Source organism: Burkholderia sp. APQ4-4ca (assembly GCF_057837105.1).
This window is the reverse complement of the sequence record NZ_JBYQCG010000232.1, coordinates 59,529-73,579: the sequence shown is the minus strand read 5'-3', so window position 1 is coordinate 73,579 and position 14,051 is coordinate 59,529. Positions and strand designations below refer to the sequence as shown.

Genomic DNA, 14,051 nt, shown 5'->3' with positions numbered 1-14,051 from the left:
CCGTTAAAGATTTCGCACAGTCTGCCGTTATTCCTTCCGGACAACCGGTTCCAGCCCTTCACGTCAGCGAGAAACATGGAAGCCAACAGGAAACAGACGTCACGCAAGGGCTCCTGGCGCAGCGCCTTGCATACGCTGCGCCGCTTCGCTCGGTCGGGCGGCGCGCTGATGCCCGCGCGCGCCGTGGCGCCGCGACGCGACGACTCCGTGCGCAACTGGCTGGAACAGACGGTCGGCACGGTGGATTTCCTCGCCCACGTCGACCGCGAGCTACGCTTTCTGTACGTGTCCGACGCGAGCCTGCGCTTCATCGGCTACCACCGCGACTACCTGCATACGCTGACGCTGCGCGACCTGATCGCCGAACAGGATACCCCGGCGCTCGAAGGCCTGCTCGCTCGCGCCGCGCGTTCGGGCCAGGTCGAGAAGGCGACGATGTGCATCGTCAAGTCGCTCACCTACCCGCTGGACGTCGAGGTTCGCGCGTTCAAGAGCCGCCACCACGGCGTCGACGGCTTCGCGATCGCGGCGTTCGACGTGTCGTCGTGGCGCGCGCTCGAGGCACGCCTGACGTACGAAATGCATCACGACCCGATGACGGGGCTCGGCAACCTGTCCGCGCTCGTGCCGGCGCTGATGCGCGCGCAGCAGACCGCCGACGAGGACGGCACCTGCGCGGCGCTGCTGCTGCTCGACCTCGACGACTACCAGCGGATCAATCGCGCGCTCGGCTACGACGCGGGCGACATGCTGCTGCGCGAGACCGCGCAGCGGTTGAAGGCGCGCATCACGCCGGACGTGCAGCTCGCGCGCGTCGCGAGCGACAAGTTCGCGATCGTGCTGGGCGCGCCGGACCGCGCGCAGGCGAGCCACGCCGCCGATTCGCTCGCGCGCCGGCTGCAGGCCGCGGTGCGCGAGCCCTACGTGTTCCAGGGGCAGACCGTGCACCTGTCCGCGAGCATCGGCATCGCGCTCTATCCGGACGAACGTGCCGCGCCGCATCGCGCGCAGCATCACAGCCCGCTGCTGCGCCGCGCCGACCACGCGCTCTCCCAGGCGAAGGCATCGGGCGGCAACGCGCTCGCGTTCCACGCGCCCGTCGACGATCCGGCCGACGCCGAACGGCTCAAGCTCGAAGCCGACCTGTACGACGGCGTGCGCAACGGCGAGTTTTCGCTGCATTTCCAGCCGATCACGCGCAGCCAGTCGGGCGCGGTGGTCGGCGTCGAGGCGCTGATCCGCTGGCGCCATCCGGTGCACGGCCTCGTGCCGCCGGCCACCTTCATCCCGCTCGCCGAATCGATCGGCCTGATCAACTACCTCGGCAACTGGGTGCTCAAGGCCGCGTGCATGCAGCTCGTCGCGTGGGACGGCCAGGGGCTCGCGCTGCAATACGTGGCGGTCAACGTGTCGCCGCAGCAGTTCCGCGACCCGCGCTTCACGCAGAACGTGCGCGAGGCGATCGCGCTGACCGGCATCGACCCGCGCCGCATCGTGCTCGAAATCACCGAAAGCCTGCTGATGCACGATCCCGCGCACGCGAAAATGCTGCTCGAGGAACTGACCGGTCTCGGCATCCGCTTCGCGATCGACGATTTCGGCACCGGCTACTCGAGCCTTGCCTATCTGCAGCGCTTCCCGCTCGCGAAGCTGAAGATCGACCGCAGTTTCGTCGAGAACCTGCTCACGTCGCGCAACGACCGCGCGATCGTGTCGGCGGTGGTCGGCCTCGCGCAGACACTGGATCTCGAGCTCGTCGCCGAAGGCGTCGAGACCGAGGCGCAGCGCGAGCTGCTGACGGAGATGGGCTGCAATCACATCCAGGGCTGGCTCGTCTGCCAGGCGCTGCCGTCCGAGGAGCTCGCGCGGCGCTTCGAGGCGCAGCAGCTGCACCTGCACGCCGCCGCCTGACGCGCGCGGCGAACCGAACAGATCCGTATGTCAACCACCGAATACCTGCCCCGCACCGCACTGCTCGACAAGCTGTGGGCCCGGATGAACGAACGGGGCGATTTCCCGCTGCTGTCGGAATCGCTGCGCGCGACGATGGCCGCGATGAAGAACGACGACCTCGACTTCACCGCGCTCGTGCGCGTCGTGCTGTCGGACTTCGCACTCACGCAGAAAGTGCTGCGGCTCGCGAACTCCGCGATGTACATGGCGTTCGGCGGCAACATCACCACCGTGACGCGCGCGCTGATGGTGCTCGGCATGGACGCCGTCGGCCATCTCGTGGTCGGGCTGAAGCTCGTCGACCACTTCCATCAGAGCACGCCGCGGCGTATCGACGCGAAGCTGGAGCTCAACCGTGCGCTGCTGTCCGGCTGCGTCGCGCGCAAGCTCACCGAGCACACCGAACTGCGCGGCGGCGAGGAAGCCGTCGTCTGCACGCTGATGCGCCAGGTCGGCAAGCTGCTGGTGGTCTGCTATCTCGACAGCGAATGGGACCGCATCCGCCGCCGCGCGGCCGAGCTGAACGGCGACGAAGCGGCCGCCTGCGTCGACGTGCTCGGCGTCGGCTTCGACGAGATCGGCCTCGAAGCGGCCGCGCGCTGGCGGCTGCCCGACATGATCCGCGCGGGGATGGCCGACGACGATCACGCCACCCGCACCGACGCGTTCGACGACGATAACGGTGACGGCCGCCGCGCGGCTCCGGCCGACGACGGTCCGGCCGCGCGCGTCCATTGGCTGCGCGCGGTGAGTCGCTGCTCGACCGACGTCGCCGGTGCGCTCGCCATGTCCGCGGGCGCGCAGCGCGACGCGCGCATCGCGGCGCTCGCGCAGCACTACGGCGCCGAACTCGGCATGGAATCCGACGCGCTCGTCGAGATCGCCGAGCGGCTGGCCCGCGAGGAAACGAGCGACACCGTGATGCGCGAGATCGTCGAGCTGCGCGCGAACGCCGATGCGATCGCGCGTGCGCAGGCCGAGCCCCAGGCATGCCTCGAAGCCGGCCTCGCCGACCTGCGTGCGCTGCCGTCCGAGCACGTGCTGACGCCGGTGCTCGCGCTCGCGTCGGAAAGCCTGCTGGCCGGCCTCGCGTTCACGCGCACCGTGATGTTCTTGCGGCACGACGACGGCACGTTCGCCGCACGCCTGGGCTTCGGCCCCGGCGTCGATACGGCGCTCGACCGGCTGCATTTCGACGAACGCTTCGAGCCGGACGTGTTTCATCTCGCGATCTCGAACTCGGTCGGCATCTTCATCGAGCAGGCGCAGGAGCCGAAGATGATGAAGCGCCTGCCCGTGTGGTATCTCGACGCGTTCGACGACACGCGCGCGTTCGTGCTGCTGCCCGTGCGCGTCGGCACGACGAGCGTCGCGCTGCTGTACGGCGACTGGGCCGGCGCGCAACCCGCGCGCAAGATCTCGCAGCAGGAGATGGCCGTGCTCAACGAACTCGCGCGCGAACTGGGCCGGTTCTTCGCCGCGCAGCCCGGCTGACGGCCGGCGCGCCTTCCGTCGTTTTCGCTCCGCAAAAGCAAACCGGCCGCATCGGCGGCCGGTTTTTTTACAGCGTGCGCTTGGGCGCGGCGCTTACTTGAGCGTCACGGGCACGCTGAAGTACTTCTTCGCGAGGGTGTCGATCGTGCCGTCGGCCTTCAGGTCCTTCAGCGCCTGATCGAGCGCGGTCTTCAGCGCCGCGTCGTTCTTGCGCAGACCGAAGCCGACGCCCGAGCCGAGGATCTCGGCGTCGCTGACCGTGCCGCCCGCGAACGCGAAGCCCTGGCCTTGCGGCTTCGTCAGGAAGCCCTTCGAGCCGGCTTCCGAATCCTGGAACGTCGCGTCGAGACGGCCCGACTTCAGGTCGGCATAGGCCAGATCCTGCGTCTGGTACGGCACGACTTCAACGCCGGCCGGCGCCCACTTCTTCTTCGCGTACGCTTCCTGGATCGTGCCCTGCAGCACGCCGACGCGCTTGCCCTTCAGCGATTGCGGGGTCGGCAGCAGGCCGCTGCCCTGCTTCGCGATCAGCTGGTTCGGAATGGTGTAGATCGGATCGGTGAACGCGATCGCGTGCTTGCGCTGGTCGGTGATCGTCATGTCCGAGTTGATCGCGTCGAACTTGCGCGCCTGCAGCGCCGGGATCAGGCCGTCGAAGTCGTTCTCGACCCACACGCACTTCGTCTTCAGCTTCGCGCACACCGCGTTGCCGATGTCGATGTCGAAGCCGGTCAGCTTGCCGTCGGGCGTCTTGTATTCGAACGGTGCGTACGAGGCCTCGACGCCGAACCGGATCTCCTTCAGATCCGCGGCAAACGCGCTGCCTGCCGCCACCGCCGATGCCGCCACCACCGCATGTGCGGCCACTTTACGCCAATCCAACTTCATCAGGTGTTCTCCTCGATACTCGAATGTTCCGGAACAACGGGCGCATGCATCATTGCAGGGTCGGATGACATCGACAATGCCGACGCCGCGCCGTGATGCGGCGCAACAGCCGCAAGGGCGCGATTGTACCAATCCGCGCGCCCCGATACGGCAAAGCGGCCACCGCCACGCGATGCTGCGCCGCGGGCACGGCGGCCGTCATGCGTGCCGTCGAACTTGCAAGACGATGTCGCAAATACGCAAGCACGACACGCGGGCCGTCTGCGCGGCGGGTGGACGTCATCCCAAAAATGAATGTCCACGGGACGATGCGCAGACGGCGAGTCGCCGCGGTCCGCATACTTGCGCATCGATCAGACGAGTGCGGCCAGCGTGTCGCGCGTCGTATCGATCACGAGCAGGCCCGCCCGCAAACCCGGCTTCACGGTCGGGTTCGGAAACACGATGCGCTCCTCGTCGTGCTTCACCGTGTAGCGGTAGTCGCCGTCCTGCGCGAGCACGGTGCCGCGCGCAAACGCGGTGAAGTTCGCGACGTCGGCCGCGACGAACAGCTCGAGCGCATCGCTCTGCTTCGTGATCTGGTCGATCACGGTGAACACGCGCGGCAGCGACGGATGGCCAACCCCGGCCTCGACATCCACCGGCGGACGGCCGCCCCGCAGATGGCCACCCCGCGGGTGGCCGCCCCACCCACCCGACACCAGCTTGCGCACCGCGCGGTCGGCCGGCGCGAAGCGCGTCAGGTCGTTCTGGCCGAACGGTCGCACCTTGCCGAGTTCCAGCGTGCACGCGAGCGCGCCGCAATGCTCGGCCGTGAAATGCGAATACGTGTTGCCCTTCGCCGTATGCAGCAGCACGGCCGCGATGCGGGCATCGCCGAGCCATTCGACCATCGCGCGCGTCGGCGGCGTGCCCGTATGCGGCAGCAGCGCGAATTGCTCGAACACCGATGCGCGAATCGCCGTGTGCATGTCGATGTGCCAGCGCGCGCCGCCCGCCGGCGCGGCCGCGAAGAATGCGGCGGCCGCCGCTTCGAGCTGCGCGGCACGCGGCGCTTCGCGGCTCGCGGGCACCTGCGCGTGACGGCCGCTGAACAGGCGGTTCAGGTCGTCGTCGAGATAGCGCTCGCCCGCGCGCATCGCCGGCACGTTGCCGAGCACGACCAGCAGCCGGCACGCGAGCGGCAGCGTGCCCGCCGCGAGATCGCGCACGAGCAGCGACAGCAGTTCGATCGGCGCGGTTTCGTCGCCGTGCACGCCGGCCGACACGACCACGCTCGCGCGCGTCGCGGCGGCGTCGGCGTCGGCGTCGTCGGCGGCGGCTGCCGGTTCGAACACGAGCAGCCCGTCGCCGAGCCATTGCCAGCGCACCGCGCCGCCCGCGCACGCGCCGTCCTTGTCGGCCGGTGCGCCACCGGCGAGCGTGAACGCGAGGAAGTCGTCGAGCAACGCGTTCGCCGGCATCCGTGCCTCAGCGCTGGAAGTCATACAGCGACCCGACGCGCAGGATCTGCGTGAGTTCGTCGAGCGCCGTGCGCGATTCGTCGAGCAGCGCCGGATCCGCGAGGTCTTCCGGGGCGAGGCGATCGCGATAGTGCGTGTCGATCCACGCGTCGAGCGACGCGAACAGCGTGTCGTTGATCCACACGTTCGACGTGACGGCCGCGCGCTCGGCTTCGGTCAGCACGACGCGCAGGCGCAGGCACGCGGGGCCGCCGCCGTTCTTCATGCTTTCGCGCAGGTCGAACACGAGCACGTCGTGAATCGGGCCGTTGCCGGCGGCGAGCTGGTCGAGATAGGCGGCGACCCGCTCGTTCTCGCGGCATTCCTGCGGCACGACGAGCACCTGCGAGCCGTCCGCGCGCGACAGCAGCTGGCTGTTGAACAGATAGGACGTGACGGCATCGTTCACGCTCACCGCCGCGTCGGGCACCTCGATCACGTTCAGGCGCGCACCGCGTGCGTCGAGCGCGGCGGTCAGCGTGTCGTAGATCGCCTGCTTGTCGACGAACGCACGTTCGTGCGTGAACAGCGTGTCGCGGTTGCCGACCGAGATCACGTCGTTGTGAAACACGCCCGCGTCGATCACGTCCGGATCCTGTTGCGCGTAGACCGTCGCTTCCTCGGCGAGGCCGTGGCGATGCGCGACCGCGCGGCTCGCCTCGAAGGTCTGGCGCGCCGGGAAGCGCTTCGGCTCGGGGCCGCGGCGGTATTCGGCGCGGCCGTACACGAAGAATTCGATGCCCGGCTTGCCGTATTCCGCGCAGAAGCGCGTGTGGTTCGCCGCGCCTTCGTCGCCGAGCGCCGGCGTGCCCGTCAGCGCTTCGTGCACCGCGAAGTGCGTGGGGTCCGCGAACAGCGTCGACAGCGTGCGACGCGTCGCTTCGTGCTCGATCGCGCGATGCAGCTTGCTGCACAGGTTCGCCGGCGTGAAGTGCACGCGGCCGTCGCTCGTGTCGGCCGACGGGCTGACGGTGGCCGCGTTCGCGGTCCACATCGCCGACGCCGAGCTCGCCGCGGCGAGCAGTTCGGGCGCCTGCTTCGCGGCCTTCGCGATCACGTCCGCGTCCTTGCCGGAGAAGCCGAGCTCGCGCAACAGGCGCAGCGACGGCCGCTCCTGCGGCGGCAGCACGCCTTGCGCGAAGCCGAGATCGGCGAGCTGCTTCATCTTGCGCAACCCCTGCTTCGCGGCGGCCTTCGGATTCGCGGCCGACTTCTCGTTGTTCAGCGACGCCACGTTGCCGAACGACAGCCCGGCGTAGTTGTGGGTCGGGCCGACGAGCCCGTCGAAATTGGCTTCTTGTGCGTTCATCGTCGTTCCCTCGATCAGAAATGCAGGCCCGGCGACAGGCTCGCGGGCAAGGTCAGTTGCGTGCTTTCCACCGACGCCATCGGGTACGCGCAATAGTCGGCCGCGTAGTACGCGCTCGGCCGATGGTTGCCCGAGCGGCCCGTGCCGCCGAACGGCGCGGCCGACGACGCGCCGTTGGTCGGGCGGTTCCAGTTGACGATCCCCGCACGGATCGTGCGGCGAAAGTGCTCCCATGCGTTGGCGTCGTCGGCGAGCAGCCCGGCGGACAGGCCGAACGCCGTGTCGTTCGCGCGCTCGATCGCTTCGTCGAACGTCGCATGGCGGACGATCTGCGCGAGCGGGCCGAAGTGCTCTTCGTCCGGCAGGTTCGCGACGCCCGTCACGTCGACGATCGCCGCGTTCACGAAGCCCAGGCGCGGATCGCGCTGCGTCATCGCGACGATCGGCTTCGCGCCCTGCTCGATCAGGCGCGCCTGCGCGTCGACGAGTTTCGCGGCCGCGCGCGCCGAGATCACCGCGCCCATGAACGGCTGCGGATCGGCGTCGAACACGTCGGCCGTGATCTTCGACGTGACGTCGGCGAAGCGTGCGAGGAAGCGGTCGCCGAACGCGCCCTGCGGCACGAAGATGCGGCGTGCGCACGTGCAGCGCTGGCCGGCCGACAGGAACGCCGACTGGATCGTGTGATGCACGGCCGCGTCGATGTCCTCGACTTCACCGATCACGAGCGGGTTGTTGCCGCCCATCTCGAGCGCGAGCACGATTTCCGGACGGCCGCCGAACTGCTTGTGCAGCAGCGTGCCGGTATCCGAACTGCCGGTGAAGAACAGCCCGTCGATCTGCCGGTGATTCGCGAGCGCGATGCCGGTGTCCTTCTCGCCCTGCACGAGGTTCAGCACGCCGGCCGGCAGCCCGGCTTCGCGCCACACCTCGACCGTCGCGCGCGCGACGCCCGGGGCGAGCTCCGACGGCTTGAACACCACGGTGTTGCCGGCGATCAGCGCCGGCACGATATGACCGTTCGGCAAGTGGCCGGGGAAGTTGTAAGGGCCGAACACGGCCACGACGCCGTGCGGGCGGTGACGCAACACAGCGACGCCGTCGGCCATGTCCTGGCGCTTCTCGCCGGTGCGTTCGTGGTACGCCTGGATCGAGATGCCGACCTTCGCGGCCATCGCCGCGACTTCGGTGCGCGCTTCCCACAGCGGCTTGCCGGTCTCGCGGCCGATCGCGGTCGCGATCGCTTCCTTGCGTTCGGTGAGCAGCGCGGCGAAGCGCTTGACGATCGCGCAGCGGGCTTCGAAGTCGAGCGCCGACCAGCCGGCGAATGCGCGGCGCGCGCTCGCGACCGCGCGGTCGACGTCCGCCGCCGACGCGCTTTCGCCCTGCCATGCGATGTCATCGGTGCCCGGGTTGCGCGAAGCGAAGACGGGGCCCGAGCCTGCGACCCAGGCGCCGTCGATGAAGAGTTCCGTCATGATTCGTTTATCCCTGTTTGACTTTGAGCGGCAGCACGCGGACCGGATCGCCGGCCTTCACGTCCAGCGCGGCGGCATCGTCGGCCGACAGCACGAATGCGCCGTTCTCGACCACGCCCGGCGCGACGCCGACGCGGAAGTCGCCGAGCGACGTGTTCGATACGAGCGACTTCGGCGCGTCGTCTCGCGCGTCGGGCACGCCGATCGCGACCGGCACGACGACGCTCTCGCGCACCGTGCGCAGATCGTTGACGTGGCATTCGAGCACCGGGCCCGCGTCGAAGATGTCGACGTGATTCTGGTAGCGCAGCCCTTCCGCTTCGAGCATCTTGCGGGCCGGCAGCGTGTCGCGGTGCGTGAGGCCGACCGCGTCCTGCGCGTCCTGCGGCAGCAGGTCGACGTACACCGGGTAGCGCGGCATCAGTTCCGCGAGGAACGACTTGCGGCCGTGCGAGCTCAGGTAATCGGCCGCGTTGAAATCGATCTGGTAGAAGTGCGAACCGACCGCGCGCCAGAACGGGGACGTGCCGTCCTCGTCGAAGTGGCCGCGCAGTTCCGCGCAGATGCGTTCCGGAAAGCGCTCGCGGAACTGCGCGATGAACATGAACCGCGAGCGCGACAGCAGGCCGCCGACGCCGCCCGTGCGATAGCGCGGGCTCAGGAACAGCGAGCACACTTCCGCGTAGCCCGTGAGGTCGTGCGAGATGTTCAGCGCGGACATCCGCGTCCACACGCCGAGCTCCTGGCTCGCATGCACGACCGTGCTCACGCGATAGTTGTAGAACGGCTGCTCGAGGCCGACCTGCGTTTCGATTCCGCACACGCCCGCGATGTCGCGTGTCTTCGAATCTTCCATCACGAAGAAGTAGCCGGCTTCGCCGGGCGCCGCGCGGCCTTCGAGCGTGCGGCGCGAGCGTTCGATGCGCGCGGCGAGCGCGTCGCGGTCGGGCTTGAACGTGGTCAGGCCCGGCCCGGTTTCCTTCGCGAGCGACACGAGCGCGTCGACGTCGCCCGTTTGTACGACCCGAACGACGATCATGCTGCGCCTCCCTTCAAATCTTCATCGTCGCGGCGATGCAGCGGCACGCAGCGCACGACATCGCCTTCCTTCACGTCGAGCGCCGCGCGCACGTCGCCGGCGAGCGGCGCCTCGGTGCTCCGCGCGTCGGCCGTGTCGCCCGGCAGGTCGGCCAGCACGCAGCGGAACGATTCGCCGCTGCCCGTCGACACCATGTATGCGACGTCGCCCTGCTGATGCGCGGCCTCGCGCACGACGCGCTCCGCCGCCTGCTTCACGCACGCGGTGCGGTCGACCTGCGCGGTCAGCACCGGGCCCGCGTCGAAGATGTCGACGAAACGGTCGGGCTCGAAGCCTTCCTCGAGATGGATGTCGTACGCGAGCAGCGCCGTTTCGTTCGGCTCGCCGAGCACGCGCTGCGCGGCTTCCGGCAGCAGCGGCACGTACAGCGGATAGGCGGGCATCACTTCCGCGATGAACGTGCGGCTGCGGCCGCCCGACGCGATGTCGACGTCGGTGAAATCGCGGCCGAAGAACTTGCGGCCCACCGCTTCCCAGAACGGCGACGCGCCGTTGCCGTCGCTCACGCCGAGCAGCAGCGTGAACACTTCCGGCGTGAAGCGGCGGCGGTTCGCGGCGATGTACATCATCCGGGCGCGCGAGATCAGGTGCGCGGCCGCGTCGCCGCGCAGCGACGGATCGACGTAGAAGCCCGCGAGCCGGCTCTTGCCGGTCAGCTCGTGCGACATCGTGAGCGCGTGGATCTTGCGGTTCACGTGCAGCTCGCGCGACGCGTGGATCAGCGCGTCGTTACGGAACGCATAGAAAGGCTCCGAGTAGCCGGCCGCGGCCACGATGCTCGCCGTGCCGAGCAGCTTGCCCGTCGACGCATCCTCGAGCACGAAGAGGTAGAACTCCTCGCCGGCGAAGTCGACGTCCGCGCGAAACGAATCCTCGGAGAGCGCCACGCGTGCTTCGAGCGCCGCGCGGTCGTGCGGCAGCGAGTGCAGGACCGGCTGCGCGGTGCGCGCCATGTGCGCGAGCGCATCGAGATCCGTGAGTTTGCCGGGGCGAACAAATAGCATCGTCGTTCCTGTCTGCGATGGGCGCGCCGATCAGCGCGCGGTGGCTTCCTGGGCCGCGAGCACCTGCTCGACCGCCTTTTCGAAGCGCTTCACGCCTTCGTCGAGCAAGTCGAACGGGATCACCAGCGACGGCACGAAGCGCAGCACGTTCGGGCCGGCGATCAGCATGATCAGGCCGTGCTCGGCGGCGGCGGTGACGAAGTCCTTCGCGCGGCCGTCGAATGCGGCGGTGAGTTCCGCGCCGACCAGCAGGCCCTTGCCGCGCACGTCCTTGAAGATGCCGAAGCGTGCGTTGATGCGTTCGAGCGCGCCCTTCAGGCGCACGCTGCGTTCGCGCACGCCTTCGAGCAGCGCCGGGTCGCCGATCAGTTCGACGACCTTGTCGGCGATCGCCGATGCGAGCGGATTGCCGCCGTACGTCGTGCCGTGCACGCCGACCTTGAAGTGCGCGGCCAGTTCGTTCGTCGTCAGCATCGCGCCGATCGGGAAGCCGTTGCCGAGCGCTTTCGCGGTCGTGAGGATGTCCGGCGTGACGCCCGTGTCCATGTATGCGTAGAACTGGCCCGTGCGGCCCACGCCCGTTTGCACTTCGTCGAAGATCAGCAGTGCGTCGTGCGCGTCGCATGCTTCGCGCAGAGCCTTCAGGAATGCGGGATCGGCCGGGATCACGCCGCCTTCGCCTTGCACCGGCTCGACGATCACCGCGCAGGTTTTGGGGCCGATTGCGGCCTTCGCGGCTTCGATGTCGTTGAACGGGAGGTGCTTGATGCCTTCCGGCACCGGGCCGAAGCCTTCCGAGTACTTCGGCTGACCGCCGACGCTGACCGTGAAGAACGTGCGGCCGTGGAACGACTGCACGAACGACACGATTTCGTACTTATCGGCGCCGTGGCGGTCGAACGCGACGCGGCGTGCGAGCTTCAGTGCGGCTTCGTTCGCTTCCGCGCCCGAGTTCGCGAAGAAGGCGCGGTCGGCGAAGGTCAGCGATTCGAGGCGCTTCGCGAGGCGCAGCACTGGCTCGTTCGTGTAGCCGTTGCCGATGTGCCAGAGCTTGCGGCCTTGTTCGTCGAGGACTTTCAGCAGTTCCGGGTGGCCGTGGCCCAGCGACGTGACCGCGATGCCGCACGCGAAATCGATGTACTCGCGGCCGGCCGTGTCCCACACGCGGGAGCCCTCTGCACGGTCCGGCACGAACGGGGCGGGAGAGAATACCGGCACCATCACTTCGTCGAATGTCTGGCGGGTCACGGTCGAGGTCGTCATGGTCGTTCCTTTCGGTTTCGTAAGAGGGTTCAACAGGATCAAGTTTAGGTAAGGGTGATGCAAGCGTCTTGCGGAATTGCGACGGGTTCTATCGGAAGGTTCTGTTTTTGGTTTTTGCCCTCTCGGGGAGCGGCTATGCCGTGTCGGTGGGTTTTTCTTACTATCGGTGGTCGGCTTAGGGTGTCGTGAAGCACCTATGATCGTGTCGGTCTATTAGCGTCGCCCCTCCGCGGGGCAGCGGTTACTTTTCTTTGTCTTGCCAAAGAAAAGTAACCAAAAGAAAGGCGCTCGGATATCGCATGACCTCCCGGTGCCATCGCCAACAGAGTGGTCCGCATAAAAGTGTCCGCGCCAGTCAGGAATCCGGAGTGGTTCGAGCAATGGTTCCGACACCACTCGCTACCCCACGGAGCGGTATACCGCCCGCTAGCTCCGTCCTCGCTTCGCTCGGCCGACAGGTCCATCCCACCCAATACCAGTATCGCCTCCCTCGCGGGACCCGCTGTACTTTCAATAATCGAATTCGCTGCTTTGCCCGCGAGAAAAATGCGGGGCGCAAACACATCGTCGTCGCGAAAAATCATCGTTAAACGATCGGTCACCCAAATGGGGAGAGCAGAAAAAGTGCCTGGCTGCCGACATCGGATACAGGAAGCCGAACGCGAGCTCTCGCCTTGAAGTACCTTGCAGCCGAGCGTAGCGAGGATGGAGCTAGCGGGCGGTATACCGCTCCGTCGGGTAGCGAGTGGTGTCGGAACCATTGCTCGAACCACTCCGGATTCCTGACTGGCGCGGACACTTTTATGCGGACCACTCTGTTGGCGATGGCACCGGTAAGTCATGCGATCTCCGAGCGCCTTTCTTTTGGTTACTTTTCTTTGGCAAGACAAAGAAAAGTGACCGCTGCCCCGCGGAGGGGCGACGCTAATAGACCGACACGATCACAGGTGCTTCACGACACCCTAAGCCGACCACCAAACAACCCAAGCCCACCCCCACCTTCAATCCTTCCCGCGCTCGACGAGCGCCCCCGCCCGAGGTTCGCTGCCGCCGCCCGTCTGCTTTTCGAGCCACGCCCGCCGATCCTCCCGAGGCGTCACCCCGAACCTTTCGCGATAAGCATTAGAGAAGTGCGCAGCAGAAGAGAACCCACAAGCGAGAGAAACCTGAACGACGGACTTACTGGTCCGCTGCAACTGCGTCCGGGCCTTGAGCAGCCGAAGATTGAGGTAATACTTGGAGGGCATCGCCCCGAGATACTGCCGAAAGAGCCGTTCCAATTGCCTCCGGGAAACGCCCACGAGCCCGGCGATCTCATCGGTAGCAAGCGGATCCTCGACATTGGCTTCCATCAAAAGCAACGCATCATTGAGCCGAGGATGCCGCTCCCCCGGAGCCGTCACGAAAGGAATCCTCTGCCGCTCCTCGCCACTGCGCAAAACCCCGACCCCCAGCGCATCGCCGATCCGCTCCGCGAGATCCACCCCATGTTCCCGGCCAATCATGGCCAACATGAAATCGACGGTCGCCTGCCCACCGGCACAGGTCGCCCGATCGCGATCGATCTCGAAGATCTGCTGCGTGACGATCGACCGCTCGAACTGCTCGGCGAATTGCTGATACGTCTCCCAGTTCACGCTCACGCGATACCCGGAAAGCTGCCCCGCCATCGCCAGCCACCACACGCCGTGATGAATCCCGGTCACGACCGGCGTGCGCTGCCCGACCCGCGCGAGACTCGCGAGAAACAGCCGGTAATCGGCAAACTGCTGAAACCGCTCGGACACGACGATCAACCAGTCGCACGCGATCGCATCGTTGAACGCCGCATCGGCATGCCACTGCGCGCCGCCCGCGAGCGGCACCGGCCGCCCGTCCCACGAACATACCTGCCAGCGGTACAACAGCCGCCCGTCGATCTCGTTCGCGAGATTCAACGCATCGACGATCGGCCCCACGCCCGACATCGACACGGGCGGCAATGCAACGATCGCCACCTGCGTCGTGCGGGTGGCGCCTGCGGGACGAGACACCGGTACCACGTTGAAACCCGCCCTGTCG

Annotated in this window: 10 protein-coding genes; 2 read left to right on the top strand and 8 right to left on the bottom strand. The window is 67.6% G+C overall.

The features are described from left to right. Nucleotides 1-168: 168 nt before the first annotated feature. Both cdpA and AC3IFE_RS28160 read left to right on the top strand, forming a co-directional pair. Complete coding sequence (gene cdpA, locus AC3IFE_RS28165; RefSeq protein ID WP_218828341.1) at nt 169-1,911, top strand: cyclic di-GMP phosphodiesterase CdpA; 1,743 nt, start codon at nt 169-171, stop codon at nt 1,909-1,911. Between the two features lie 27 nt (nt 1,912-1,938). Beyond that, entirely contained in the window at nt 1,939-3,447 is a 1,509-nt protein-coding gene (locus tag AC3IFE_RS28160; RefSeq protein ID WP_301739469.1) for an HDOD domain-containing protein, read from the top strand. A 93-nt stretch (nt 3,448-3,540) separates the two neighbouring features. Here AC3IFE_RS28160 and AC3IFE_RS28155 read toward each other — a convergent pair whose 3' ends face one another. The 8 genes from AC3IFE_RS28155 to AC3IFE_RS28120 form a co-directional block, all read right to left on the bottom strand. Further along, nucleotides 3,541-4,335, bottom strand: coding sequence for an ABC transporter substrate-binding protein (locus tag AC3IFE_RS28155; protein ID WP_089467031.1), 795 nt, complete (start codon nt 4,333-4,335; stop codon nt 3,541-3,543). A gap of 353 nt (nt 4,336-4,688) precedes the next feature. Then, nucleotides 4,689-5,798 carry a succinylglutamate desuccinylase gene (astE, locus tag AC3IFE_RS28150; RefSeq protein ID WP_489193523.1) on the bottom strand — a complete coding sequence of 370 codons (1,110 nt, stop codon included), beginning with the start codon at nt 5,796-5,798 and terminating at the stop codon, nt 4,689-4,691. A gap of 7 nt (nt 5,799-5,805) precedes the next feature. After that, nucleotides 5,806-7,146, bottom strand: coding sequence for an N-succinylarginine dihydrolase (gene astB / locus AC3IFE_RS28145; protein WP_301739470.1), 1,341 nt, complete (start codon nt 7,144-7,146; stop codon nt 5,806-5,808). Between the two features lie 14 nt (nt 7,147-7,160). Beyond that, on the bottom strand, nt 7,161-8,624 hold the full coding sequence (gene astD / locus AC3IFE_RS28140) for a succinylglutamate-semialdehyde dehydrogenase (protein ID WP_489193365.1): 1,464 nt from the start codon (nt 8,622-8,624) through the stop codon (nt 7,161-7,163). Nucleotides 8,625-8,631: 7 nt separating this feature from the next. Then, nucleotides 8,632-9,663, bottom strand: coding sequence for an arginine N-succinyltransferase (gene astA / locus AC3IFE_RS28135; protein ID WP_489193363.1), 1,032 nt, complete (start codon nt 9,661-9,663; stop codon nt 8,632-8,634). Continuing rightward, the gene (gene aruF / locus AC3IFE_RS28130; RefSeq protein WP_489193361.1) at nt 9,660-10,727 is read right to left on the bottom strand and encodes an arginine/ornithine succinyltransferase subunit alpha; all 1,068 of its coding nucleotides are present in this window, start codon (nt 10,725-10,727) and stop codon (nt 9,660-9,662) included. Before aruF ends, astA begins: the two co-directional genes overlap by 4 nt. A 30-nt stretch (nt 10,728-10,757) precedes the next feature. Continuing rightward, a complete protein-coding gene (locus AC3IFE_RS28125; RefSeq protein WP_489193359.1) occupies nt 10,758-11,990 on the bottom strand; it encodes an aspartate aminotransferase family protein in 1,233 nt (410 codons plus the stop codon). Between the two features lie 1,001 nt (nt 11,991-12,991). Continuing rightward, a complete protein-coding gene (locus AC3IFE_RS28120; RefSeq protein WP_089467024.1) occupies nt 12,992-14,032 on the bottom strand; it encodes a GlxA family transcriptional regulator in 1,041 nt (346 codons plus the stop codon). Nucleotides 14,033-14,051 lie beyond the last annotated feature (19 nt).

What these genes read in the sequence shown, in the direction of transcription:
- AC3IFE_RS28160 (WP_301739469.1), top strand. Translation starts at nt 1,939, where the DNA reads ATGTCAACCACCGAATACCTGCCCCGCACCGCACTGCTCGACAAGCTG.
- AC3IFE_RS28155 (WP_089467031.1), bottom strand. Translation starts at nt 4,335, where the DNA reads ATGAAGTTGGATTGGCGTAAAGTGGCCGCACATGCGGTGGTGGCGGCA.
- astE (WP_489193523.1), bottom strand. Translation starts at nt 5,798, where the DNA reads ATGCCGGCGAACGCGTTGCTCGACGACTTCCTCGCGTTCACGCTCGCC.
- AC3IFE_RS28125 (WP_489193359.1), bottom strand. Translation starts at nt 11,990, where the DNA reads ATGACGACCTCGACCGTGACCCGCCAGACATTCGACGAAGTGATGGTG.
- astB (WP_301739470.1), bottom strand. Translation starts at nt 7,146, where the DNA reads ATGAACGCACAAGAAGCCAATTTCGACGGGCTCGTCGGCCCGACCCAC.
- aruF (WP_489193361.1), bottom strand. Translation starts at nt 10,727, where the DNA reads ATGCTATTTGTTCGCCCCGGCAAACTCACGGATCTCGATGCGCTCGCG.
- astA (WP_489193363.1), bottom strand. Translation starts at nt 9,663, where the DNA reads ATGATCGTCGTTCGGGTCGTACAAACGGGCGACGTCGACGCGCTCGTG.
- astD (WP_489193365.1), bottom strand. Translation starts at nt 8,624, where the DNA reads ATGACGGAACTCTTCATCGACGGCGCCTGGGTCGCAGGCTCGGGCCCC.
- cdpA (WP_218828341.1), top strand. Translation starts at nt 169, where the DNA reads ATGCCCGCGCGCGCCGTGGCGCCGCGACGCGACGACTCCGTGCGCAAC.